Annotated in this window: 14 protein-coding genes; 8 read left to right on the top strand and 6 right to left on the bottom strand. The window is 50.2% G+C overall.

The features are described from left to right. Positions 1 to 288: 288 nt before the first annotated feature. The 6 genes from B7988_RS13450 (at position 289) to B7988_RS13475 (ending at position 19,118) form a co-directional block, all read left to right on the top strand. Positions 289 to 8,436, top strand: coding sequence for a cadherin repeat domain-containing protein (locus B7988_RS13450; RefSeq protein ID WP_088658319.1), 8,148 nt, complete (start codon positions 289 to 291; stop codon positions 8,434 to 8,436). A 116-nt stretch (positions 8,437 to 8,552) separates the two neighbouring features. Next, the gene (locus B7988_RS13455; protein WP_088658320.1) at positions 8,553 to 12,005 is read left to right on the top strand and encodes an MFS transporter; all 3,453 of its coding nucleotides are present in this window, start codon (positions 8,553 to 8,555) and stop codon (positions 12,003 to 12,005) included. Positions 12,006 to 12,014: 9 nt separating this feature from the next. After that, complete coding sequence (locus tag B7988_RS13460) at positions 12,015 to 12,344, top strand: translation initiation factor (RefSeq protein ID WP_073317374.1); 330 nt, start codon at positions 12,015 to 12,017, stop codon at positions 12,342 to 12,344. Between the two features lie 145 nt (positions 12,345 to 12,489). Then, on the top strand, positions 12,490 to 14,076 hold the full coding sequence (locus B7988_RS13465) for a FecR family protein (protein ID WP_170930664.1): 1,587 nt from the start codon (positions 12,490 to 12,492) through the stop codon (positions 14,074 to 14,076). Beyond that, the gene (locus tag B7988_RS13470) at positions 14,076 to 17,189 is read left to right on the top strand and encodes a right-handed parallel beta-helix repeat-containing protein (protein ID WP_170930665.1); all 3,114 of its coding nucleotides are present in this window, start codon (positions 14,076 to 14,078) and stop codon (positions 17,187 to 17,189) included. Before B7988_RS13465 ends, B7988_RS13470 begins: the two co-directional genes overlap by 1 nt. A 153-nt stretch (positions 17,190 to 17,342) precedes the next feature. After that, a complete protein-coding gene (locus B7988_RS13475) occupies positions 17,343 to 19,118 on the top strand; it encodes a glycoside hydrolase family 9 protein (RefSeq protein WP_249269005.1) in 1,776 nt (591 codons plus the stop codon). A gap of 17 nt (positions 19,119 to 19,135) precedes the next feature. Here B7988_RS13475 and B7988_RS13480 read toward each other — a convergent pair whose 3' ends face one another. The 4 genes from B7988_RS13480 to B7988_RS13495 all read right to left on the bottom strand — a co-directional run bounded on the left by B7988_RS13480 (position 19,136) and on the right by B7988_RS13495 (position 22,265). Then, a complete protein-coding gene (locus B7988_RS13480) occupies positions 19,136 to 20,032 on the bottom strand; it encodes an ElyC/SanA/YdcF family protein (RefSeq protein ID WP_088658323.1) in 897 nt (298 codons plus the stop codon). Further along, entirely contained in the window at positions 20,025 to 20,468 is a 444-nt protein-coding gene (rimI, locus tag B7988_RS13485) for a ribosomal protein S18-alanine N-acetyltransferase (protein WP_088658324.1), read from the bottom strand. The genes B7988_RS13480 and rimI overlap by 8 nt, the downstream gene beginning before the upstream one ends. 29 nt (positions 20,469 to 20,497) lie before the next feature. Then, a complete protein-coding gene (gene tsaB / locus B7988_RS13490; RefSeq protein WP_088658325.1) occupies positions 20,498 to 21,130 on the bottom strand; it encodes a tRNA (adenosine(37)-N6)-threonylcarbamoyltransferase complex dimerization subunit type 1 TsaB in 633 nt (210 codons plus the stop codon). A gap of 100 nt (positions 21,131 to 21,230) precedes the next feature. Further along, positions 21,231 to 22,265, bottom strand: a complete 1,035-nt coding sequence (locus tag B7988_RS13495; protein WP_073053903.1) for a D-alanine--D-alanine ligase — start codon at positions 22,263 to 22,265, stop codon at positions 21,231 to 21,233. A gap of 222 nt (positions 22,266 to 22,487) precedes the next feature. Between B7988_RS13495 and B7988_RS13500 the strand changes: the two genes are divergently transcribed. Continuing rightward, on the top strand, positions 22,488 to 23,408 hold the full coding sequence (locus tag B7988_RS13500; RefSeq protein WP_073317355.1) for an NAD(P)-dependent oxidoreductase: 921 nt from the start codon (positions 22,488 to 22,490) through the stop codon (positions 23,406 to 23,408). Here B7988_RS13500 and purF read toward each other — a convergent pair whose 3' ends face one another. Then, positions 23,409 to 24,794: an amidophosphoribosyltransferase gene (gene purF, locus B7988_RS13505; RefSeq protein ID WP_088658326.1), complete on the bottom strand. Its 1,386-nt coding sequence runs from the start codon at positions 24,792 to 24,794 to the stop codon at positions 23,409 to 23,411. 353 nt (positions 24,795 to 25,147) lie between these two features. Further along, entirely contained in the window at positions 25,148 to 26,020 is an 873-nt protein-coding gene (locus tag B7988_RS13510) for a geranylgeranylglycerol-phosphate geranylgeranyltransferase (RefSeq protein ID WP_249269006.1), read from the bottom strand. Between the two features lie 174 nt (positions 26,021 to 26,194). Here B7988_RS13510 and B7988_RS13515 point away from each other — a divergent pair. Next, on the top strand, positions 26,195 to 26,579 hold a 385-nt coding region (locus B7988_RS13515; protein ID WP_170930666.1), incomplete at its 3' end, for a PD-(D/E)XK nuclease family transposase.

Genomic DNA, 26,579 nt, shown 5'->3' on the forward strand with positions numbered 1-26,579 from the left:
CTCGGAGGTAGCTTGTTAGAATTGGCATATAATTTATAAGAAAAATTTCAAAATAGTTTGCTTGTAAACGAAATTTTTCGTTCGAGGGGCGACTGGAGGCGCCGGTTTGGGGTGTCGGACATCACGGAAAAACGTCATTTTTAACTCAGAATACACAAAATGGTAGGTAAAACAACAACTTATTAACATTTTATGCAGTATCACTATTGTAATAATTAAAAAAGTTTTGTATTTTTATGGTGGTGAAATATAGGGGTATATAGTACACTTAATTTTTAGGAGTTTATTATGTGGTTTGGAAAGAGCATAATAGCTAAACTCGGTTTTGTTGTGGCCTTGGCGGTCCCCGCTTTTGCAGCGGATGTAGCGCCATTTGTTTTCTCACATGAAGATGGGTCTGCTGTTCCTGATCAGCAAAAATACTGGGACAACTTGATGAAATACAAGATGTTCGGTGCCCATGGTATTATTTTTAGAGGAAGAAATATCAAGGTTACAGACAGTTCTGGATGGTTCGGTACTGCTTCAGGTCCGTTTGATATGAGTAGTGCTAATGATGAGCATACTGTTGGTGGTCCGATCTTGATTGGTGGCAAAATTTTGCTTAGCAATGGCAATGATTTGTTCTCTACAGGACCTGTTCGTGTGACAGGGGGTGTTACTTTGGGCAATTATTCCACTTGGAGCGGAACTGTTTATGGCCCTCAGTGTCTTTCTGGCGATGTTGTTAGCTTGTATAATGATGCTATTCAGCAAAAGCCTGTTTATGGTCAGGCGAATTGTCCTGATACTGTCCCCCAAATAAACTCTCAATTGAGAGTCCCTGTAAACCCGGCAAGTAATTTTGGCACGAACCTACCGTCTTATGAAATGAACAATTCGATGGCTGTCATCGACGTCCCTGCAGGTAGTGGTCCATATGATTACTATGTTGACCATTTTACATTTGCTAATAATAGTGTGCTTCTTATTCGAATGCCCTATGGAGGTCGTTTGACTAGAATCTTTGTAAAGAATGGCTTTGATTTTGGTTCTGCACACCCGAAAGTTCGTATTGCTTATGTTGATTCCACTGCGACGTGGACTGATGGTAGGTGGAGTGCTGATGCTAGTTATGATGCAAACGCTCAGAAGTGGTCTATCTCGGGTGGAGCTGGTGTAGCAAATAAAGACTATGCGGGTAACTTGTTGTTCTATACGCCGAATGATATTCATTGGGCTGCCTTGGTTCATGCTGACTCTATGCAGGGAACGTATATTTCAACAGGAACAATTTATATAGAACAACAGATGACTTTGGCCGGTCAGTTGCTTGCTGATGTTGTTTCTATTAATGCAAATTTTGATGGCTCTGGATTCCGCTTTGTTCCGTTTGATCCGGATACATTGAATATTGACCCGAAGGCAATTTCTGGTGGTAAATTCCCTGAAAATAACCTGGATGCGCTGGTTCCGATAAGGCTTGATTCTAAGGCACAAATTGATGTTCACTTTGAATATTGCTTTGATGTTGTTGGCAAGGGTGCTGGGTATGCAGAAAAGGCGGACTTCCAAATTGGTGTGACCGGTTCGAAGGCCACGTTCCCGATTTGTGGACAGAACACAAAATCTGTTTCGATTAAGAGAGATGCCTATGAGCCGGCAGATGATCAAAAGATTTATATCAACGTTTTCAAAGATGGTGTTAAGGAGCCGGACGAAAAGCTCATTTTGAAAATTTCTAACTTGACTGGCGCCGTGATGCCCAATAATTTGCGCGATGGTGAATTTGAATTGACTATCGCTGATATGAATGGCCCTGAATTTAATGATAAGGTGTCCTCATATAATGTCAATGAAAATACGGCCGCGACGACTTTGATTGCAACCATTCCGGTCAAGAATGTTGAATATGATGTTGCTGATTCAAGCAAGTTTAAACTTATTGTTGACGGTGCTGATGCTACGGCGGCAAAATCCCTGTTCAGTTTTGATTTGGTGAAGAACGCTGTTAAGGATCCTGATGTTGTTGATACTGCTTATATCAAGATAAGTGTTAAGACGACGAACCTTGATTATGAAACTCTTGCAAAGACAGCTTACAAGGTAACGCTCCGTTTGGATAATGCTGGTACCATCAGTGATTCCACGATTCGTACCATCAATGTGATTGACGTGAACGAAAAACCTGTCCTTGCTGATACAACGTTGAGTGTTTCTGAAAATCGGTTGAAGGGTACTACTGTAGGCGTGATTGCGGCGGATGATCCGGATACCAAGAATGTTGCAAAATATGGATACCTGCAGTATTCTATTTTAACGACAGGTGTTCCGTTCTCGATTACGACGAGTAGCAACAAGGGTACTATTAAGACGACAGTCGATTCTCTGGATTACGAAACGACTCCTGGCCACAAGTATGAATTCGATGTCAGGGTTACCAACTGTGCAAAAGATGATAATGGGAATTTGACGACTAGTTGTCTCTATGATACCGCTCATGTGGTTGTAAACATCACGGATGAAAATGAACCTCCGGTTATCATTGATGATGGCAAGACTTTCGAAATCGATGAAAATACGAAGACCATGCCTGTCATCCCTGATGCTGTCGTCGGTAAGATTGAAGTCAAGGATGTTGATGGCGCTGATGTCGGAACAGAGTTGGTTGTTTCCTATGTTGTAACCGACGATGCTTCCAGCGGCTCGAAGTTTGATGATTTGTTCGTCGTGACTGATCACGCGGTTGCTGATGCAGAAGGAAAATTGTGGCTGGTTGTTTCCGTCAAGGATCCCAATCTTCTGGATTACGAAGCCATAAAGTCTTCTTATAGCATTACCATGACTGTGAAGGATCGTGGTGGTGTCGCTGGTTCCAATGCCGTTACGGTCAAGAAGACGATTGTTATTAACGACGTTAACGAAGCTCCTTCGATTACGGGTGTTCGTGGCGAAAACGATGGCCTTCCGGCTGGTGAAACTAGAGACGCGCTTACTCTGTATCCGGTCGAGAACTTGGCTAAAGATGCCTCGATTGGCGTTGTCCAGGCTATCGATCCTGATAGCAAGAATGCCGGTTACAGACACTTGGAATACAGAATTCTGCCGGGTGCAACAGATCTTCCGTTCTATATGAAGGGCGGTACGGATTCTACCATTTACGTGGGCGATGCTTCGAAGATGAACCACGAAGACAATGTCGTGTACACCTTCGATGTGGAAGTCGCGAACTGCTTGAAGAACGCTACGACGGGCAAGTACACCGAACATTGCTTGGCTGACACGGCCAAGATCACCGTGAAGATCCAGAACGTTCCGGAAGATCCGAAAATCAATTGCTTTACGGACGATACGCCTCAGCAGTGTAAAGTATCCGACGTATACGAAAATACGGCTGTGGGCAAACTCGTTCATGCATTCCAGATTACGGACCCGGATAAGGGCCAGATTGCTTCCATGACGGCTAAACTTACTGACGTGAAGAGCGGTGGTGTGGCTGCAACATACTTCCAGGCTGTTACTAAGGGTGATTCGTTGAAGATTGTGGTGAAGAGCGGTATCAACTATGAAGCACTCCCCAAGGACACCATCTTCAATGTAAAGTTGACTATTACCGATGCCGACGGCAAGACTGCTACTTTCAACTACAGAATCGATCTTGTTGACGTGAACGAAGCTCCTGAATTTGCAAGCACCGATACGACGATTTCTGTTAAGGAAAATACGCCGAATGGTTCTGTTGTTGGCAAGTTGCCGGCCTCTGATCCGGATACCTTGCATGTCAAGAAATTCGGTCATTTGGAATACTCTATCATTGACAGGGTTGCAAACAACATCCCGTTTGATATGGATTCTAACAAGATTGTCGTGACTAATGTCAAGGCTTTGGATTACGAAGCTTTGCAGCCGACGGCAAAGTTCACCTTCAAGGTGCTGGTGGCAAACTGCGAACTGAATCAGACGACGGGCAAGTACGATGGCGCCTGCCTCTATGACACCGCCAAGGTTTCGCTCTCTGTGACGGACGAACCTGAAAAGACCATCATTATTCCGCCGTGCGAAGGCCCCAAGTGCAGTGAATGTGTTGGTGAAACATGTGTGGAGGAAACAGAAGAACTCTGCACGGAAAATTGCGATACTCCTCGCGATACCACTTCTACCTCTGTCTTGACATTGTCTGTTAAAGAAAATTCCAAGACTGGGTTTGTTATTGCCGATTACCTGGTTCGTGACGAAGACGTTGGAACCGGTCATAAGGATACGTTGGTTGCTGCACTCAAGAATACGAATGGTTCTGGAGCGGATTCCCTCTTTGTCGTGAATATGAAGAAGGATGCCAATGGCGATTGGAGACTTGTGGTCTCGGTAAAGGACGGCTCAAAACTCGACTATGAAAAGATTAAAGCATCCCACGAGGTAATCATTTCTGTGAAGGATCCGGCAGACCCGGCTGGTATGGGTGATGAATTGCATCGCATTATCAAGGTTGTCGATGTGAACGAAGCTCCGAAGGCTGAAGACGCTGACTTGAAACCGGATGAAAACCTTCCGAAGGGTACGGTTATTGGCAAGCTCGATGTTACCGAACCGGATTCCAAGCACGTCAAGGAATTTGGTCACTTGGAATACTCCATTATCGGTAAGGACGACACCTTCGCGTTCGTGATGGATTCCAACAAGGTTAAGGTGAATGACCCGACCAAGATGGACTACGAATTGGCCGTTCACAAGTACGTATTCGACGTCTTGATTTCGAACTGCGAACTGAATCAATCGACGGGTAAGTACGATGGCGCCTGCCTCTATGACACCGCCAAGGTGACTGTAGACATTCAGGATCTCAACGAAGTCCCGAAGATTGTCATTGACGGCCCGGATGATCCGGATGGTGATGACGATTCTGATCCGAACTGTGTCGCCTTCTGCGATACCACCAGTCGTGGCGTTACGCCGACCGATACGTTGACCGTGGGCGTCAAGGAAAATCCGGATAATCCGAAAACGGGTGATAAGATTATTGTCACTCCGACGGGAAAAATCTTGTTCCAGTACCATGTGGTCGACGAAGATACGGGCCATGTCGCTGGAGCAAAGGTTACGTGGTTTGATGTCGGTACGACTATCCCGAGCGTGGGTACGAAGGGCTCTGACCTCTTTACGATTGAATACAAGAATGGCGTGATTACGGCAAAAGTTAAGGATGAAAAACTCCTCGATTACGAAACTCTCAGAAATGCAACGTCTCGTAACGATCCGGATCCGGAATACACGATGGGTATTGTCGTGACTGACCCGAAGGGCTTGGCCGACACGCTCTACCGTACCATTCGCGTGACGGATGAAAACGAAAAGCCGCTGTTCGATGTCTGGCCGCTCGTCATTACCGAAAACAATAAAATTAACGATTCCCTTGGCCACGTGGAACACCCGAGCGATATTGACTCCTTGTCTAGGAACCCGGAATTGTATGACAACGCCTTCAAGATGACGGGTGGTGATACCGCATTGTTCTGGCTCGACAAGGACTCTACGGACCTGATGCGTGTCATGATTCGTGCGAATGTGGTGCTTGACTGCGAAAACGGTGAGTATACCTGCGGTGTGGATTCCATGTATTGGGTGTACATGACGTATGGCGATACAACCCTCAAGAAAGAATACACCAATTTGAGGGTCCCTGTCAAGTTGATTGACTTGGATAAAGCTCCTGAGATTCTGACCGATACGATCGGTGTCGACGAAAATTCGTCGAAGGGTACCGTTGTCGATACCATCAAGTGGTTTGACGTTGACCGCTTCGATTCCGTGATGACCTTCAAGATTGTGAAGGATCCGACCGGTTGCTTTGAAATCAACAGCTATACTGGTGTCGTGAAGGTCAAGAGGGACAAGTGTGCCGGTCTTGACTACGAAAAGAATCCGACGGTCAAGATTGATGTCTCTGTCACTGACTTGGTGGATGTTCCGGACAGCTTGTACGACGAAAATTGCAAGTGTCAGTTGATTTCTGCCAAGGATGGTCCGATTACCACCATCAAGACAATTGAAGTCAACATTCACGACGTGAACGAACCGCCTTCCATTTCGGACAAGACGATTGCCGTTCCGGAATCTACCACGGTCTGGACCGTTATCGATACGGTGAAGGCTACCGATCCGGATAAGAAGAAGGAATACAGCACGCTGATTTACACGGCTGTGAGCGGCGATACCGCTGTGTTCATGATCGACCCGCACACGGGTGCCGTAATCCTGAAGGATACCTTGGATTACGAATCCAAGAAGAACTACGTGGTCTATGTGCAGGTGGATGACGGTGAGTTCACTGACACTGCCAAGGTCAAGATCAACGTGACGAACGTGATCGAAAAGTCTGAAGTGGTTATTACCAAGTACGACAATGTCGATTCTACTTGGAACTACCCGGATACAGTCTATACGAACAAGAAGAACGGCACGATTACCTGGCGTCAGGACGACGATATCGTTTCGAAGGATACGGTCCTGAAGAAGGGTAAGAATGTCATTGTGATTACCTACAAGGATCCGTCTAAGGATTTGCCGGGTAGTGACACCGTCGTTATCATGTTCAACGACGAAGTGCCTGTTGTCGAAGTGTCCGCCAACCCGACGCATGTCAAGGCCGAAAACGTGTTCACGATTGTTGAAGATATGGGCAATGCCGATACCAACATCTACGTGAACAAGGAACGCGATTCCGTGTACGTGCACGTGAAGGATCCGGCCAACAAGCGCGATACGTCGTTCGCTCTCGAAGTGAACCTCGAACCGGTGAAGGTGCCTGACGCAACGTTCAGAAAGATGAACGAAATCGCAGACAGCAAGCTGATGCTCGACGAAACTCCGACTGGTCCGGTGACCCGTTCTCCGGTGAACGGCAACTCTGAAAAGGTGTCTTACACGCAGCTTGTCGGCGGCGATACGGTAACCGTATCTTACATTGTTGACAAGGATGGCGAACCGGTCAAGGCCTCGGTGATCAATTCCAAGGGCAAGACCGAATCCGTGGAAATCATTACAGTTACCTACAAGACGATTGTGGATGACCAGGAAGTGGAAGTCTCTTACATTGCTGACGCCTTGACGGGTGAAATCCTCGCCAAGGGCCCGAACGGCGAACTCATGTACCAGGGTGCTTCTTCGAAGGGCTCCAAGTCCGGCAAGGGCAAGGATTCCGAAAAGAACTCCAACGTGAGCGAAGGTATCTTCTCGGTGACTACGGTTAGCATCGATGGCCTGGGTATGCCGACGGTCGTGTCTTACGCTGTCGACGAAAAGGGCAACATGGTCAAGAACGCCGAAGGCGACATTGGCTACGCTGTGACTTACACCTACAAGAACATCTACGGTAACTTTGCTACCGAATCCGTGTTCATCGTGCTTGACCAGACGATTCCGACTGTCGAAATCCTTTCTCCGGTCACGTACTCCATTATTCGCTCGAACTTCGTAGAAGTCAAGTGGACCGTGAACGGTGTGGAACAGGATTCCCTGACGATCCAGGGTCTTGAAAAGGGACCGAACATCATCGTGCGCTTCTACCGCGACAAGGCAGGCAACGAAGCCTCTGATACGGTGTCTGTCATGATGAAGGATTCCAAGAGCGTGAATATCGCTGTGGAACAGCCTGTTACCGAAATTGACAAGGATAAGGTCGAAGAATACTACTCTGTGAACCCGCCGAAGAAGGGTGAAACCTTCGCAGTGAGCATCAAGAACCCCTCTACGGGCAAGGAAGTTGAAACCTTGATCGGTGGCAGCTTCAAGACCAAGGAAGGTAGCGGCGAAGAACCATATCCGGGAATGGATAAGGGTCACTTGGGCCCGACTCTCGCTCTGGATATCAAGTTGCCGGTGATTGTTCCGAAGGAAGGTTACGGTACTGTAAGCGGCCTTGCCACCTTGGATGATATCGTCGTGTCTGACGGTACGATTCCGCTCGAAGGTGTAGATGCCGATAACGCCACCAAGATCTCCGTCGAAGAGTACGTCGAAAAGTATTGCGAAGACGGCGTCAAGATCCCGAGCGATATCAGCGAGTTCAACCTGTACGATTCCAAGTTGCATGCCAAGATCTGGGTGTACACCTCTCTGGGCAACTTCGTGGATTACTTCAACTTCAAGCAGGATTTGAACGACCCGAGCTTTACCGACGAAGCAGGCGTGTTGAACCTGTACTTCGAACAGAAACCGGACAAGAACGGCTTTGTGAAGGCTGATAACGGCAAACAGTACGCTACTGGCGCCTATGTCTACAAGGTCGAAGCCACTATCCGTTCGAAGCTCCGTTGTACGCTCCCGTCTTCTGACTTCAACGCCAAGAAGTACAGGGAAACTGGCGACGGCTTCGGTCCTTCTGCAAAGCGTAAGGGCGACGTCATCAAGAATAGTGACGAACTCCTGAAGTCCTTCGGTTACCGCCGCCCGAAACACTAATCGCGGCAAAAAACCTCTGAAAATCAAGTGTTAAAAAGACCCCGGCTCGGCCGGGGTTTTCTGTTTTTTACATACAAAAAGTGTATCTTTTACCCCATAAATCCAAGGAATTATAAATGGAAAAACATCAAGGTTCATTCGCTTTTTACGGGGTCGTTTTTTCTCAGATTGCTTCGACTACGGCTCTCGTTGCCCTCATGGAATTGGTGCTTAACCGTTTGCATTTGTTCGAATCTAGTGACAGTTCGTTCATTGTTCTGCATCTCTTGATTCTTTTGCCTTGTGTGCTGCTTATAACGCCTGCGGGCTATTTTTCGGACAAGTACCCTAAGGAGCGTGTGCTGCGTATAACGTCGCTGCTCATGGTCCCGGCTGTGGGCGTGTTCGGTGTGGCGGCGTATGTCGGTAGTATGACGTTTGTGTTCGCGGCGGCGGCCCTCTTCTTTGTGCTGCAGGCCATAGCCTCGCCGGCAAAGAGCGGCTACCTCAAGGAACTGGTGGGCGTCCGTATGCTTGCCAATGGGGCCGGCCGGTTTACGATCGTTACCTTTGTAAGCTTGCTTTTGTCGGCAGCGGCGACCGCGGTGGCGTTTGAACAGATTGCTCCGCAGACGCTTGACTTTGCCCACCTGATGCAGGGCGTGCTCCCGATTGTTGCGGGCATAGCCGTCATGGAACTCCTTGGTACCGTGTTTGCTTTTGCGATTCCCTCTGTTGGAGCCTACGATGCCGAAATGAAGTTCCCCTGGAGTCGTTACTACAACTTTGCCTTTACCCGCCGCAAGTTCAAGAAGGCCTGGAAAAACCGTGCGCTCCGCCAGTCGATTATTGGCCTTTCGATGTTCTGGGTCATGATATTCTTGCTGCTGTTCATTGTGCAAGACATGTTCGGTTCGGGTTCGCTGTTCGACAAGGACCTGATGGCGAACTATGCGATTGTGGGGACGATTGTGGGCCTGGTGCTTGGTTCTTACTACGCCATGCGCATGTCCAAGGCCTTTATTGAAATGGGACTTATTCCGCTGGGTACGGCCGGTGCTGCCGCCTTGATTCTGATTATTCCGTTTATTCCGCGTCCTTACAATGCGGTTGCGTTTGCCTTGCTCGGTTTCTGTGGCGGCCTTTATGCGCTTCCGATGTTTGCGATGCTCCTGTACAATACTAAGCCGCGTTCGGCTGGCCACGTGCTTTCGATTAGCAATGCGGTGCAGAACATTTGCATTATCGCTTTTGACGTGCTTTTGATTGTGGCGCTCAAGTACCTGAATTTTGAACGCATGGACTTGTTCTTTATTCTAGGTATTTTCTGCTTGGCCGGTACGGTGTGGGCGCTTTGGGCTATGCCGCATACATTGCTTCGCCAGTTGCTGCGTTCCGCGCTTTCGATCCACTACAAGTTCTTGGTATCGGGCGTGCAGAATATTCCGTGGGAAGGCCCGGTACTGTTGGTGGGTAACCATATCTCGTACATTGACTGGGCGCTGATCCAGATGGCAAGCCCGAGACCCTTGCGCTTTGTGATTACGCGCCGACCGTATGAAAAGTGGTACGTGCGTCTGCTGCTTTCGCAGATGAAGACTATCAACCTGGATATTTCGAACCCGGCTCCTGCAATGGAAAAGGCGCGCCATGCCCTTTTGCGTGGCGAAGCGGTGGTGATGTTCCCCGAAAATGCAATGACTTCGACGGGTAACATGAACCGCTTTAGGCTGGATTATTCGGCGGCGATTCGCGATGTGCCCAAGGTAAAACTGCTGCCGTTCTACGTGCAGGGCCTGTGGGGCAGTTCGTATTCTATGGCTGATGCCGGCTTCAAGGATTTGGTGCATTCGGGCGGACGAATTGTGACGGTTGCTTTCGGTAACGAACTCCCGCTCGAAGCAGACCCGGTAACGATCAAGCGCGCTGTACAGGAACTTTCTATTACCGCTTGGGAGACATACATTCGTAAGCTCCGTCCGGTGGCTTCTGCCTGGATCCGTACGGCAAAGAAGGTGGGGAGTGGTCCTTCTGTGTATAGCCCCGACGGCAAGCACTTGTCTGCCCATACGCTTACGACTGCAGTGCTTTCTTTTGCGAAGGTTATTGATAAATTAACTGTCGGCGAAAAGCAGGTGGGTGTGCTGATTCCGCCTTCGGGCCCGGGCATTATTGCGAACATGGCATGCCTTGTGCGCGGTAAGACGGTTTACAACTTGAACTACACCAATACGCCTGAAACCATGGACTATTGCTGTGGTGTTGCCGATGTCAAGAGCATTATTACGGCCAAGGTCTTTGTCGAGAAATTGAAGCAGAAGGGCATTAACATGGACATTCTGCTTTCAAAGTACAAAGTGTACTATATGGAAGACCTTAAGGAGATGATTCCGAAGAGAACCATGATTCTCAACTTCTTGAGAGTACTCGTATTGCCGGCCTGGTACCTGGAATTGCGTTTCTTCAAGAAGGTCACGCTTGACGATGTGGCTACAGTAATCTTTAGTTCGGGCTCCGAAGGTAGGCCGAAGGGTGTGGAACTCACGCATTACAACTTGATGGGTAATATCAAACAGTGCGAAAGCGTTTTGAATCCCTGCGCCGATGACGTGTTCCTGGGTTCGCTCCCGCTGTTCCATGCATTCGGTTTTTCGATTACGACGATGCTTTGCCTTGTGGAAGGCGTGCCGGTGGCCACCTGCCCCGACCCGACCGATGCAAAGCTTGTGTCGCGCATTTGTGCTCAGTTCAAGGTGTCGTTCATGGTGGCGACGGGCACGTTCCTTCGCATGTGGGGAGTGAACCGCGCTGTGCACCCGCTGATGTTCTCGAGCGTGCGCCGCATTTACGCCGGTGCCGAAAAGATTCGCGAGGATGTTCGCCAGCTTTACCGCACCAAATTCAAGCTTGAAATCTTTGAAGGCTTCGGCTGTACCGAAACGACTCCTGTGGCAGCCGTGAATACCAAGGACGTGTTGATGGACGACTACAAGACGGTTCTGGTGGGCAACAAGCCGGGTACCGTGGGCGCACCGCTGCCGGGTACGCAGTTCCGCATTGTGGATCCCGATACCATGGAAGAATTGCCCATTGGCGAAGACGGCCTGATTTTGATCGGTGGCGCCCAGATTATGAAGGGTTACCTCAAGAATCCCGAAAAGACGGCGCAGGCAATTGCGATTATCAATGGCCGCCGCTGGTACAAGACGGGCGACAAGGGCCATGTAGACGAAGACGGTTACTTAACCATTGTGGACCGCTACAGCCGCTTCGCAAAGCTCGGCGGAGAAATGGTGAGCCTTGGTTCCGTGGACTTCAAGATTTCGGAAACGGCGTTCTTTGAAGGCGTGGACCACTTTACGGTGGCCGTGCCCGATGGCTCCAAGGGCGAAAAGATTGCGCTCCTGTTTGCGGGCGACATTTCCGAGGACGAGGCCAAGGACAGGCTCAAGCAAGTGGGACTTCCGCCGCTGATGCTGCCGTCTTATGTGCTCAAACTCGATGATTTGCCCAAATTGGGCTCCGGAAAGTGCGATTTCCAGACCGGCAAGAAGATTGCCATGGAAAAATTGGGCATTAAAAACGACTAGAGGTTTGCAATGGGTATCGAAGAACGTTCTACATTGGTTTATTCTACCGCTTTGGGGGGCCGCGTCAAGCAGGAAAAGCCCAAAGCGGAGCGTCCGCAGGGTGATGGTGTGGTAAGAATCCAGCTCAAGCGCCTTGGGGGTGGAAAAATGGCCAGTGTAGTGACTGGCGTGCCGCTCGACGAAGCCGAACTCAAGGAATTGGGCCGCGAACTCAAGCAAAAGTGCGGGGTAGGCGGCTCGGTCAAGGATTTTGTGATCGAAATCCAGGGCGACAAGCGAAATCTGCTAAAAACCGAACTTGAAAAGCGCGGATACACGGTAAAGCTCGCCGGTGGCTAAAAAAAGCCTGTTTAGGGCTTGATTTATATCACCTTGTGAAAAAAAGTAATGCTTTTTACGTAAAAAAAGAATATTTTTTACTTGATATAGAAAGGGGCACATGATGGTCAGAGTATCCATTTCAAGTAAAACATTTTTACGCTCAATGATGATTCTTGCCGTAATGCCGGCAATGGTATTTTCTGCGACAGCGATCGGTAAAGTCCGTATGACTTTAGGTGAAGTGGACCGCTGGAAAGCTAAACAGAACGAATGGATTCACATTAAGACTGGTGCCAACGTGTATCAGTCCGACAAGGTGCGTACGGGTGTCGCATCCGAAGTCGTGTTCGGTCTCCCTGACGGCAGCTCCATTATGATCGGTGAAAACACGATCGTCGAAATGGAAAAACTTTTTGAACCCAACGACGAAGGTGGCTTTGAAACTAAGATCGATGTCGAAAAAGGGTTCTTGAATTTTGCCGTTCACAAACTCAAAAACAAGAAATCCAAGTTTATCTTTAAGACCGGAACCGCAACCGCATCGATTCGCGGTACCGAAGGTTATATTGGCGGCGAAGGCGTGTTCTTTGCAGGCCTTAAGACCGGTAAGCTCGAAATTACGCCCGCAGGTTCCGACAAGCCGGTGTTTATCGGGGCTGGCGAAACCACGTTCGGAAAGGATTCCCTGGTGGTCGTAAAGCTTGCCTCTTCGGGTGAAGCCCGCTTTGCCAAGCGCTTGAGCAAGATTTTGGCTGACAAGTCCAAGTCGGTTAAGGAATTGCAGGCTGAAGTACAGAAGGCCGACTCTACCTTCCAGCAAGAACTGCGTGAAGAAGCCCAGAAGGCTGCCGCAGCGCTTCCGGCCGATGGTTTTATCCTGAGCACGACTTCTCCGGTAGAAATCTGCGAAGGCGGTCTTTCGATTGATGGTTCTTACCGTACCTCTGACGAAAATGCATCGTTGATTTTGAAGGTGGGCAAGGGCTTTACTTCGGAAAACTTGATTCGCGCCGCCGACGGCAAGGCTCACACCTTCTCTGAAAAGATTGCCATTAGCGACGAAAACGGTCTTTGGACAGCAGACAAGGCAACGCTTGAATTCAATGGTGCTGGTCTCACGAATTCCAAGACGATTGACTTGCAGATTAACAAGTCCTGCTCCGGAGTCAATACCAAGGCTCCGACCGCAACGATTTCGTCTTACGACTCCTTGCACTGCGTTGCAAACGTGTCTGTAGGCGACATGAAGAACGATGCCGCCGTGATGTCCATTGAATCGGACGGTAGCCAGATTTCGGAAGAAGCGATTACCAAGAATGCCCAGAAGAGAGTAAAACTCCAGAAGGGCCGCCACGAATACGTAGTCCGTATCGAAGACCAGGCTGCAAACAAAGTTGAACTCACAAAGACCATGGGCTGCTATCCGAACAAGCGATTCCCAATCGAAGTCTTTGGAGGTCCGAAGGAAATCCTGAAGGTCCCGCCTCCGCCGGAAGATATTGAGGACCGTATTACGCGAACGCTGCAGTTTAGAATCCGGATTCCAGAAAACGATCCTGAATACTTGAACAAGGTGACAGTCCGATTTAACGGAAAGATTATCTTGCAGGAATCATTGACGCAGATTCATACTTTGGATTACCAGATTCCGGTAACACTTTCGCGTGATGCGAAGAACCATATAGATATCGAAGTCGTCCACAAGAGTGGATACACGGCTAGAGCTAAGAAGGATTACGAGGTTCGTTAATGAAAATGAGGGGATGGTTTATATCCACGCTCATTATGGCAGCACTCCACGTGAGTGCTTTTGCCGTTGATGAGGGTGCGCTCAAAAAGAGCATCATAGGCGGTACACTTACCGGATTTTTAAAGAAGGACAACTCGCCGTACCTGGTGAATGAAACGATTGTCGTGCCCGAGGGAAAGGCGCTTGTCGTCGAAGCGGGCACGGCGCTTTATTTTGCCGAAGGTACGGGGCTTGACGTCCGTGGAGGCTCGATTGCCATTATGGGCGAAAAGGGTAATGCGGTGACCATGACTTCTGCCGAAGAAGGCAAGATGTGGAACGGTATTACGGTTACGGGAGCCAAACGCTCTGAAATTCAGGGGACAAATATTGAAAATGCCATGTTCGGCATTGCGGTCGAAAGCGGCTCGCTTGATGTTCGCGACGGTGTTATTTCGCGTGCGGACCGTGCTGGCGTTTTTGTGCGTAACGGCTCTGTGGCGTTGCAGTGGACTCGAGTCGAAGACTGTATGAATGTCGGTGTGTGGGCGACGCACAGTGCCGTGATCGATATTGATGCGTCTACGCTTTCGGGCAACCATGTGGCTCTTGTCGCAGGTGAAAATTCGTCTGTGAACTTGATGCGTACGCAAATCGATGTGAACGAAGTCGGTATTGTCGATTTTGGCGACAATGTGCTGACGCAAAGAAATTCTACAGTCGAAAACAATGAGCTTGCTTTTGTCGCCGACGACATTCCGCCGCAAGATGTCCGCCCGGCTCTGGGGGACAATTCGAAGCTGTTCTCGAGAAACGTGGGTGAATACAAGAGTGTTCTTGGTGAAGAACCGGTGAACCCGTATGCCGACGGCGCCAAGTATGCGGGCTCCTTGAAGGATACTCAAGATTCTGCATGGAGTATTTCGGGTAACGTGGGCATTGAACTGGGGTACCACAAGGTGTTGACCCGCCACAATTCTTCGGGCAAAGATTATGTTTCGCAAGAAGACACGGTGAAGCCCGGCGAACGTTACATCAACTATTTCCAGGTTCCGGGATTCTTTACGAACTGGAATGCAAGCCTGTTGATGAAATCGCCGACCGGTGCGACATTCGAAGTGGTGACCGATATCTCGAGCGATGCATGGGATCACTTTAAGGTTTACCAGTTCCAGGCCAGCTATACCGACGATATGCAACGCCTGGTGTTGGGTGATTTCTATACCAACGGTGGTGAACTCTACTTGGCCGGATTGCATGCCTTTGGGGCAAGCTACGACGTGAACGTGTTCAAGAATTCGGCCAATGACCCGATGTTCATGGGCTCTGTGTTCATGGGCGAAATGAATGCTCCCAAGACTGTTGGTGAACGCAATTACGACGTTTACCAGGATTACGTGGACGACGGCGAAGCCGAAGCCCAGAGAATGGTGGGTGGCGCAAAAGTCCGTTGGAATATGCACCGCCGCTTTAACGGGACTTTGGGCTTTGTGACAAGCAAAGATTACCTGGAAGATCCGTTCTTGAGAGACGGCATGGACCCGAACACGAATACCGTGAAACCGGTGGTGTCTTCGAGAAACCTGTTCGCCGATGGTAACTGGCTCTTTTATCCGGGCGATATCAAGTTGAACGGTCAGATTGCTGTGGGTGCCGCAGACACGCTGAATGCGGCGAAGATGCGTGCCGTGAACCAGGTGTTCTCGGAAGCGGGGCTTGATCCGTCCAATTTTGCTTTGCTCAACAAGCTGATGAGCAATGTGAACGAGGTGAATTCGCTCAGTACAAGAAAGCTGGAACAGATTTTTGGCGAAAATTCGATGAAGACTCCGGCTGAAATGCGCGAAGAATTGAAGTATCTTTTGAATAAGGCTCGTGAAGTCGCCAAGACAATCCACACCGATGACATTGAACCGACGAGTGGTGAATTCTGGGGGCATGAACACTGGGCATTCTCTGGAGCGTATCAGTGGTCGAATGCGCGTACTTTTGTCGAAGGCTTCTTTAGATACGTGGGCAGCGAGTATTACAGCGCCGGTTCCGAAGACTTGTTGCAGAATTCCCGTATGCTCGGCGGTAACTTCAAGCAAAAAATCTACGACTTCTGGAATTTCGGATTTGGTTATTGCTTGAATGTCGAAAACGCGGCAGGTAAGGGTAACGATTACAATTTGTTCGGAATGGGCGAGGGTACGCAGTGGGGGCTCCCGGGGGCGCATACCAACTGGCTCAAGGAACATGAACAGGACCCTGTGAGAACGCTCTACATTCATGACGGTTACGTGAAGAATGATTTCAAGTTGAACGACAAGATGGGCCTTACGCTCAAGTATGCCTTCAACTACAGAACTCGCAGCACGCCGCAGCGCCTGTATGCCAACTATTCCGCCACCTCGGGCGTTTACAATGACCCGTGGTTCGAAGAAATCAAGGGCCGCCCGTCGATGAAGGTTTTCAACGGCATTGATACGATCAAGATTGACTCTGCCCGCTGGGCTGATTACTACGCCTTGGCCGACGAGCCTTATCTGGCAACCCAGTTCACCGAAAAACTGATGAAGCATACCATGGAATTGGGCTGGTCCTACAAGATGCCCGAACATGTGCTGAAAATCGGCGGCGTGTTGGTGGTGTTTACAGACATGTCTGAATTTGAACAGGACCGCCTGCTTTCGCACTTCCAGTTCAAGAACAAGACCTACGGCATTCTCGGCTATTACCTGCATGGCAGCGACTACTTGGAACAGCGCTATCCGATTTCTTTGACGACAACGCTCGAAGGAATTCGCAATACGGTTTCTTTGACTCCCAGGTACAAGATTTACAACCGCAACGACATGAGCGAATTCGAATGGAACTTGATGGACAATCTGGAAATGGAAATCAAGCCGGATTTCTTGGACTTGACGCTGTCGGGTAGCCTTCGCCAGAACTTGTTGAGCTATGAAATCGAAAACAAGGATTACGACGAAATGGAATTTGATCTTGACGCCTCCGCAAAGTTGCGCGTTCATCATTCTCCGGCGTTGTATTCTGATTGGACTGTGGGGACGCTTCTCAACTACCGCCCGGATAACAAGGCCGACCAGTATAAGGATTTCTACATAATCGCAGCCTTGAATTACGAATTCTAGCGAACCCTAACAAAAAATTACGCTTTTTTTAGGGATTTTTTCGAACTATAGCATAGAATTTGCTATAGTTCGTTATCATTAGGGATGGATTTGGAATATGCGCGGTTGCAGCGGTAAACAGATATGTATACAAGGGAGCTAGAGAATAGTACAATGAATAACTATTCTTGTCATATGAAGATTCCTGTTCGCTACAACCATGTCGGTTACGCTACCGATGCGGCAAAGATTTTCTTTGTGAATCCGCAGGAGTTTAAATCTGCTAATGAAGGTGTGGATTCCTATAAATTCCGTGTCGCAAGATGTGTCCAAAATGAAGACTTGTTAATGGTGTGGGAAGGCTCTCTGGTGGAGGGGTCTTTTGAACATCACGGCGTTTGCGAATATACTGGCGAAACCCTCTGGTCAGGGGACTTTTCGGAAGTGACGCAAATGGGAATCTTTGTTATCCAGATTCGGAAGAAAAACGTTGCCGAAAAAGATTCCCTGGTTTTTGAAACCGAACCTTTTGAAATTTCGACGGAATGGCTTTACCGCCAGTTGCTTGCGAACATCAAGTCGTTTTATTACCAGCGTAGCGGTGTCGATTTGACGCCCGATTTTGCGGGTAAATGGTCGAGGCCGGCTGCACACTTGGACGATTGTATCGGGTTCCACCCGAGCATGAATCGTGAAGGATCATGGAACGCCCATGGCGGTTGGTACGATGCCGGCGACTATGGCAAGTATATTGTGAATGGCGGCGTGTCTGTTGCGACTTTGCTGCTCGCTTGCGAATTGAATGCGGATTCCGTGAGTGAAAACCGTGCCTACAAGGCGATCAATTCGGCCGAGCCTGTGATTGGACCCGATGGCCTCAAGATGTACAGCCTGATGGACGAAGTCCGTTTTGAACTTGAATTTTTCTTGCGCATGCAGGACAACGATGGCGGTGTGTTCTTTAAGGTGACGCCCGAACATTGGGACGGCTTTGTTTCACCTCGCGATTCCGATTTGTTGCAAAAGCGCATGATTCTTGGAAAGTCGACAACCTCAACGCTGAATTTTGCGGGCTCGCTTGCAGCCGCTTCGCGCGTGTATCGCAAACGCGATACGGCGTTCGCAGAACGCTGCCTGCAAGCCGCGGTAAAGGCCTACAATTGGGCGGCATCGCGACCGTTCGAAGATTGGCCGCATAATACCGAAGGCAGTGGCGGTTACGGCGACGAACATGCCGAAGATGAATTTTTCTGGGCCCGCGCCATGCTTTACCGCGAATTGCTGGCCCGCGGCGAAGCTGTAGAAGGCCTTACCGCCGAAAGCTTGCGCTCGTTGCTCTTGGAAGACATGAAACTCATTCCGCCCAAGTCCTGCTTGGACTGGCGCGACACTCAGAATTTTGGCTGGATTGCGCTCGCCTTGCAGGACCAGGACGAAGAATTCCGCATTGCGGCCCGCACCACTCTTGCCATGACCGCTCGCGAAATCATTGACTTGCAGAGAGTCGACGCTTACGGCATTCCCGTGCGCAGGTTTATTTGGGGCAGCAACGGCGATATTGCAAACCATGCGCTGACGCTTGCGATCGTAAAGCGCTGGGCGCCTAGTCTGGGCGGGATGTCGCTCGATTTCTGGTGCCGCGAATTGGTGAATTACATTTACGGCCGCAATCCGGTGGACGTCAGCTTTGTGACGGGATCCGCGTGGAGCTCGCCGAAAGACCCGCATCATCGTTTGAGCCATTCCGATGGCGTCGATGAACCGATTCCGGGACTTCTGGTGGGTGGCATCAACAGCGATCGCCAGGACAAGCACCGTGCGCCGCATTATCCGGGCGAAAAAACTGGATTCTCGTATACGGATGAACGCTGCTCGTTTGCAAGTAACGAAACGGCCATTAACTGGAATGCGCCGCTTACCGCAGTACTTGCATTGCTTTGCACCTCCTAAATAAAGGTGCCGCTCTATTATTTTTTATTGGAATCCTTCTTGTCAGAATCCTTTTTATCTGCTTCTTTCTTGTCGGATTTAGCGGATTCTTTCTTGGTGGTGTCGCTGACGACAGTGTCCTTGACGACGGTATCCTTGGGGAGTTCCACCGGTTCTTCCAACTTTTCCTTGACCTTCGGGAGCAGCGATTGCAAATCAACTATCGGATTCTTTTCGGCTTCGTATTCCTTGGCCGAAACAATGGGCTTGTAGTAGAAGGAATCGGCTTCGGTGAGGTTGCCTGCCGGGAGCAAATCGAAATAAGAGGCGGCAAGCGATAACCAGTTGCGGAGCCATTCCTTACGGGATTCGCGGCTAGAATACCAGGAATCGGCGTTGTATTGGTAGTGGTGTACGTCGGTTGTCAGATATACCGGGGATTCGCCCGAGAGGACGCTAAAGATACGCTTGACGCGGTGCGTGGCGGCGGCTCCTGTAATGAGCAAGACGGTGTCTGCGTGGTGCAACTTGAGCCAGGGAATAATGGTGTAGGCTTCGCCAATGGTTGAAGGGTCGTCGTGTCGGGCGATATAGACGGCGTTGCTGTCAAAACTGCCGAGACGCATGAAATCTTCGAGGTAGAATTCGGCGTTGCTGCGGTTGCGGAGAATGCGGCGGCCGAGAATGAGCACGGAGTCAACCTTTCCGCTGGCCATGAGCTCGGCGGCGAGGTCAATGCGTTCCATGTCGGCGGACTGTCCGTCCAAAACCACTGCCCACTTTACATGGTCAAATTCATCGTCGTCGACAAGCCAATGGCCGCTTCGCGTCATGACCATGTAGAAGACGATAATCAAGAAAACGAAAGCGGCAGCGATTGCGCTTAGAATGATTTTCTTTTTCTGAATCTGTTTTTTGGTGGGTAGCTTAGCCAATTTGAGCTCCTTCGGTGCGGTAAAGCGCCGCGTTTTCGCCATCGGCGTAATATTTTTTTCGGATTCCAAACAAATTAAATCCGTGTTTTTCGTAGAAGTTGCGGGCCTTGATGTTGTTTTCGCGGACTTCTAGAAAGCAACAGTCGGACTTGCCTAAATCGAGCTGCGAAAGCCCGGCATGCAAAAGCTTGGAACCGACTCCCTTGCGCTGAGCGCTATTGTTTACGGCAATTGAAAGCAACTCGGAATCTGCGCCCAATAAGTGGAATACGGCGTAGCCTTCAATGGTTCCTTCGTTTTCGTAGACAATGGCGTAAGTGTAGGGCGCCTTGAGTTCTTGTTCGTATTGTCGCTCGTTCCAGTCTTGAAACGCAAGTTCAGCCTGAATCCTCAGTATGGCGGGAATGTCGGCGGAATTCATTTTGCGAATGGACATGGCGCGAATCCTTGAGACTATGGACAAACTCAGTGCAATTTTTCGAAATACGACGGTTGAATGTAGTTTGCTTCTTGCATCAAGCTCGGGGGGACCGAATCAAAGAGTTTAGCCCAATCGCTTAGGGGGCGGCCTTTGTCGAGAATCGTTGCGGCTCCGATTTCTTTGAAAACGGCGGGCAACGTTTCGTCGGCGAGGGCGGCCTCGTCTACGACAACTGTCTTTACCGGATTCGCCTTGAGGGCATCGACCACTTGCTCTGTTTCGATGAAGTTTTCTTTGTCGGCAAGGCGCAGGTACCAGTAGCCTTTGCGGGCGCGAATCACGACTGCTGTACTTGCGGACGCGCCGGCAAAGCAGGCGAGGGCTTGCAGCGTAGAAACGCCGTAGAGTTTGCGCTTGCCGCTAAAGCTTAAGCCTTCACAAAAGGCGACTCCCGTGCGCAGTCCGCTGAAAGAACCCGGGCCGAGCGTGACCATGACTCGCGTGACTTGGTCGAGCGAGGCGCCCGCCTTTTCAAGCAATGCGTCGAGCATGGCAGATGCGGTTTCTCCGCGCGCCGATTCGTCTACGGATTCAAAGTAACGGGGGGCGGCGGCGCCCGATTCCAGAAGCGCCATTGAGATTCCCTTGCGCGAAGTATCTACAAATAAGTCGAACATAGTTAGAACTTAGAGCTTAGAGTTTAGAACTTAGAACTTAGAGTTTAGAACTTAGAAGAGTTTTTCTTATCTAAGCTCTACCAACTAAGTTCTACCAACTTTATCTTTTGATGTAGAGGCTCTTGTCGATGATCATGTCGATCAGCTGGCTGTAGGTAATGCCGATGCTGGCGGCTTCGGCCGGAAGAATCGAAGTCGGAGTCATGCCCGGGAGCGTATTCGTTTCGATAGCGAACAGTTGCTTGTCCTTGGTGATACGCACATCGGTACGGCTGTAGCCTGCACCGCCCAAGGCATAGTGGGCGTTCTTCACGAGTTCCTGGATTCGTGCAGTGAGATCGGGTTCAAATTCGGCCGGAGTGACTTCCTTGCATTCGCCGTTGTACTTGGCTTCAAAGTCAAAGTATTCGCGGGTGGTCATGCGCATTTCGGTCGGCGGGAGCGGCTTTTCGCCTTCGATGTAGCCGCAGCTTGCTTCTTCTCCGGCAATGAACTTTTCGCAGAGCAGGCGGTTGGAATCCTTGAACAGGTCCTGAGCAATCTTGCCGGCTTCGTCCAAGTCCTTGGCGATACCGATACCGATAGAGGAGCCGCCCAGCGGGTCCTTGATCACCAGCGGGAATCCGAGTTCGTCGGAAACGGACACGAGCGTATCGCCTGTAAAGTCATGCTTCCAGATGACTCGGTACGGAGGCGTCGGAATGCCGTTTGCCTTGTAAATTTCCTTAGTCTTCACCTTGTCCATGGCAAGTGCCGAGGCCAAGAGACCGCAACCGGTGTAAGGAATGCCCCAGTTTTCAAGCATTGCCTGAATGTGGCCGTCTTCGCCCCATTTGCCGTGCAGGGCGAGGAAGGCGATGTCGGCGTCGGGAAGTTCAGAAAGGGCCGGAGACTTTTTGCAGTTTGCGGCAGAGCCTTCGAGTCCGCGGAAGTAATTGACCGAGAAGTTGTCCTTCTGGTAGGGGGAAAGTTCGCGGGAAGACCAGTGCCAGGTGCCGTCTTTGTCGATGAGCACCGGATGAATGTTGTAACGGTCCGGGTTCATGGCACGAACAACGCCGGTGCCACTGACAACGGAAACATCATGTTCGGTGGACGGGCCACCCATTAAAACGAGTACGCGCATACGAGCCATTATAAACCTCTTTAGAGAAAAAACTTTGTGAATAATGTAGTAAATTAGTAGGAAGTAGACAGTAGGAAGTAGGAAGTAGGAAGTAGGAAGTAGACAGTAGGAAGTAGGCGGTAGGAAGTAGGCGGTAGACTGTATCGTATTCCTCATTCCATATTTTTTTGTAAACTAGGTTGCCCGCATTGCAAAAGGTTTGTATTTTGTAGGTATTAGAGAGGTATATGTATGCGAGTATTCGTTACAGGTGGAACAGGATTCATAGGTCACTACGTGGTCAAGGCCCTTCTGGAAAAAGGTCACGAAGTCGTGATTGCGACTAGGCACCCCAACAAGGTCCCGACACTCAAGGCAAATTCCAACGTTTCTTTTGTGGAATGTGCTCTGACAGATTTTGACCTGATGGCCGAAGGACTCCAAGGCTGCGATGCCTGCATTCATATTGCACTCGGCTGGGGCGACACGCCTTCTGCCATGTTAATGAACGACACCAGGGCGACCGTGATGTTGCTTGAGAATGCAGCAAAGGCTGGTTGCAAGAAGTTTATTTACACCAGCAGTACCGCCGCTATGGGCCGCATGCGCCCCACGATGCGCGAAATCACGAGCAACTTGCCGATGGATCTTTACGGTGCCACCAAGGCCGCCGGCGAAGCCTTTGTACTTGGTTTTACGCATGGCTACGGAACTCAGTTCCCCGAAGTCAAGATGACCCGCAACATTATTCGCCCGGGTTATACGTTCGGTAACCCTGCATGGCCCGATGGCTGCTCTCAGCCGGACCGCCGATTCTTCTCGATGGCCCAGGCAGTCAAGGAAAATCGCGACATCAACATCATCAAGAATGACGGTACGCAGTTTATTCACGCAAGCCAACAGGCTCAGCTTTACCTGAGCGTTCTTGAATCTGACAAGAACGAAGAAATCTTCCTCGGTCTTGGCGAAGTTTGGATGAGCTGGAAGGAAATCGCCGAAATGATGGTCTCGATGAAGCCCGGCTGCAAGTCCAAAATCATCGAAACGGACCTCGGCTGGGGTGACGAGCCCATGCTCTTTGACGTAAGTAAGATCCAGGAACAGTTCGGGCTCGCCTTTGATGCTCACGAGTTCATGCTCGATCACGTCAAGTGGACTTATAACCAGATTTAGTTACCCGCACCTTGTTTTGCTAGAATCGCTGCCGATGTAGTCGGGGTAGTCGTTGTCAAAACAGGCGGCGCAGTAGTTTTCGCCTTCGCCGGTACATTCCTTCATGCCCTCGACGCTCAGGTAGCCGAGGCTTTCGACGCCCAGCATCTTTGCAATTTCGGCAGGTGTCATGGAGCTTGCGGCCAGTTCGCCCTGGCTCGGGAAATCCATGCCGAAGAAGCACGGGTGCGCCACGGGTGGCGATGCAATGCGAATATGGACCTCGAGAGCGCCGGCATCGCGCAGCATCTTGGATAGGATCTTGAGCGTGGTGCCGCGCACAATGGAATCTTCGACCACACAGACGCGCTTGTTCTTGAGTACGCCTTCGATGGGGTTGAACTTGAGCTTGACTTTCTGTTCGCGCACGTTCTGCGTGGGGTCGATGAAGGTGCGGCCTACGTAGTGGTTACGGAGAAGCCCGATTTCGAAGCGGATGCCGCTCGCCTGGGCGTAGCCGAGCGCGGCGGTTGTGGCACTGTCGGGCACTGAAATCACGATGTCGGCATCGACCGGGCATTCCTTGGCGAGCTGCTTGCCCATTTTACGGCGAACCTTGTCGCAGCTCTGCTCGAAAATCTTGGAATCCGGGCGGCTGAAGTAGATGTATTCGAAAATGCAGTGGGCCAAGCGGTCCTTTTGCACGAAGCGTTCGGAATGCAGCCCGTTCTTGGTGATGGTCAGGAATTCGCCCGGTTGAATGTCGCGAATGTAGTGGGCGCCGAGCAAATCGAATGCGCACGTTTCGCTGGCAACGCACCAGGCTTTTCCCATGCGGGCAAGCGACAGCGGGCGGAATCCGAATCCGTCGCGGGCGATGTACATGGTGTCTTTGCTGATGAATACGAGGCAGAAACTGCCGGTAAACTTGGAGATGGCCTTCTTGATGGCGTCTCCTAAGTCGGCGGCCTCGGTGCGGGCGATTTCGTGCAACAGAATTTCGGAGTCAGATGTTGTCTGAAAAATATGGCCGTCGGCTTCCATTTCGGCACGGAGCTCGGCGGCGTTGGTGATATTACCGTTGTGGGCGACTGCAATCTGACCCCATTTACAACTCACCAAAATCGGCTGCGCGTTGGCCAAGGTTGAAGCACCCGTGGTGCTGTAACGCACGTGGCCAATGCCTGCAAATCCGTCAAATTCGTTGATGTCGTGTTCGCGGAGAAGAGTCGATACAAGCCCCATGGACTTGCGGACGCGAATATTGTCTCCGTCAGTGACCGCGAATCCGGCACTTTCCTGCCCGCGGTGCTGCAGGGCGTAAAGCCCCATGGTAATATTCCTTACGACAGTGTCGCCATTGTAAATGCCGATCACTCCGCATTCTTCGTGCAATTCGTCGAGCATAACGCCTCTTTGAAATGTATGTTCCCTCTACCTCGAAGGTCATAGCCCACCCGGACGGGTGCAAGCAAGGAAACGGCCGCCCTTGTCAAGCAAAAAATGTGCCTAATTGGCGAATTTGGACGAAAAATGGCGTTTTTGTTTGAAATAATTGAAAGGATGCTGTGAAAAAAGTTTGTTGTTTTTACAATTCATGTAAATTGACGCAGTTTAACTTACATATTTTGTAATATTTGGTAAAGTGATTGGGCGCGAACGGTCTTCGTGAGCCACAAAGCCCCAAGCGTTAAGCTGGGGCGGTGGCGAGAGTGAGGCGATATCACATTTTTAAATGTACAATAGAGCCGAACGGTCTGTTAACAGCTCACGACGAGGGCGATGAGGCCTGCGAACATGGCGATTTTCACTAGTTTTTGAGCGTTTCGGTAGTTACGCTTGTTTGCAAAAACGAGAATCGCGATGACGGCGGGGGTAAAGGCGATTCCGGTGATAATCAAGAAAAGCATGGGGTAGTAACCCTGCGCGACAGGCAGCGGTAAAATGGCCCAGGTGAAAAGGCAAATGAGGCCGGCGAGGCGCCTTGCGGTGGGGGCCCCTGCAATGAGCGGGAAAGTCATGATGCCTGCTTTTAGGTCGCCAGTTTCGTCTTCCAGGTCCTTGTAGATTTCGCGGGCGGTCGTGAGGAGTATTGCGAACAGCATCGCGGGGTAGAGAAGTCCGATTTTGTTCGAAATTCCAAGCGTCGATTCGATGGATTCCTTGAGGCCCGTGGGGTAGAACAGGCAGAGAATCAGGGGTGTTGCGCAAAGGAAGGCAACAGTCATGTTCTTTAAAAGCGGGATGTGCTTGAGCCACTTGTTGTAGGCGACCAGAAGCGCGCTGAGTAGCACAAAGAAAATGCAAGCCGTGAAGTTCGTCTTGGTCATCAGGCTGTCGGCAAGGCCCGCCGTAACCGTGAGCACAAGAAGAATAATCCACGCCCTCCGCGCCGCCGCCACCGAAACCTTTCCGCTCACCAGCGGACGCTCCGGGCGATTCAGGCGGTCGCTATCCAAGTCCCAAATATCGTTCTGGATGTTCGCAAAGGCGATGGCAAATGCAAAACCGAGCGCTTGCAAAATAAGCGAAATCCATTCGATACCGCCCGCTGTCGTGGGCAACGCCGAAAGCAGGTAGTAGCCGATTACGAGCGTGACCATCGCAATCACGATGTTTACGGGTCTGGACATTTTGAATAGCGCAAGTAGCATGGCGTGAATATAGAAATATTTGATGAAATGAAAGGATGTTCTCCGGCCTGCTTGCTGTTTTGAAAATTTTACATGCGAGAATGGTATTCAAGTGGCCGAAAATGGCGTGTTAGGTAATAGGGGGTACCCGTAACTTAACACGAAAGGAAACTCATGTCTGCTAATACCAATCATTCAACAAAAAACTACATCGTCACAAACGAGCGTGGCGAAGAATTTCTGTTGCCCAAATACGCGGCGACATTCCGCATCCTGATGGACGACAAGGACACGATCCGCGATGTGCTTAACAGCCTGCTCCAGCTGGACCGCGATCATGAAATTGTCGACCTTGAATACGAATTCGAGAAACCCATCGACATCTTTATGCCCGAAAACGACCCCGCACGTCTTGACGTCTGGGTACACACCCGGGACAATCGGTATCTCAACATTGAGATGCAGAATAAAGTACACTCGTTCTTTTTCGATCGTATGCAGCTTTACAATTCGTACCTCACGCTGCGCGGCAAGTACGAGTTTAACCGTTCTGACTATT

It is taken from the genome of Fibrobacter sp. UWB1 (genome assembly GCF_002210325.1).
Taxonomy (GTDB): domain Bacteria; phylum Fibrobacterota; class Fibrobacteria; order Fibrobacterales; family Fibrobacteraceae; genus Fibrobacter.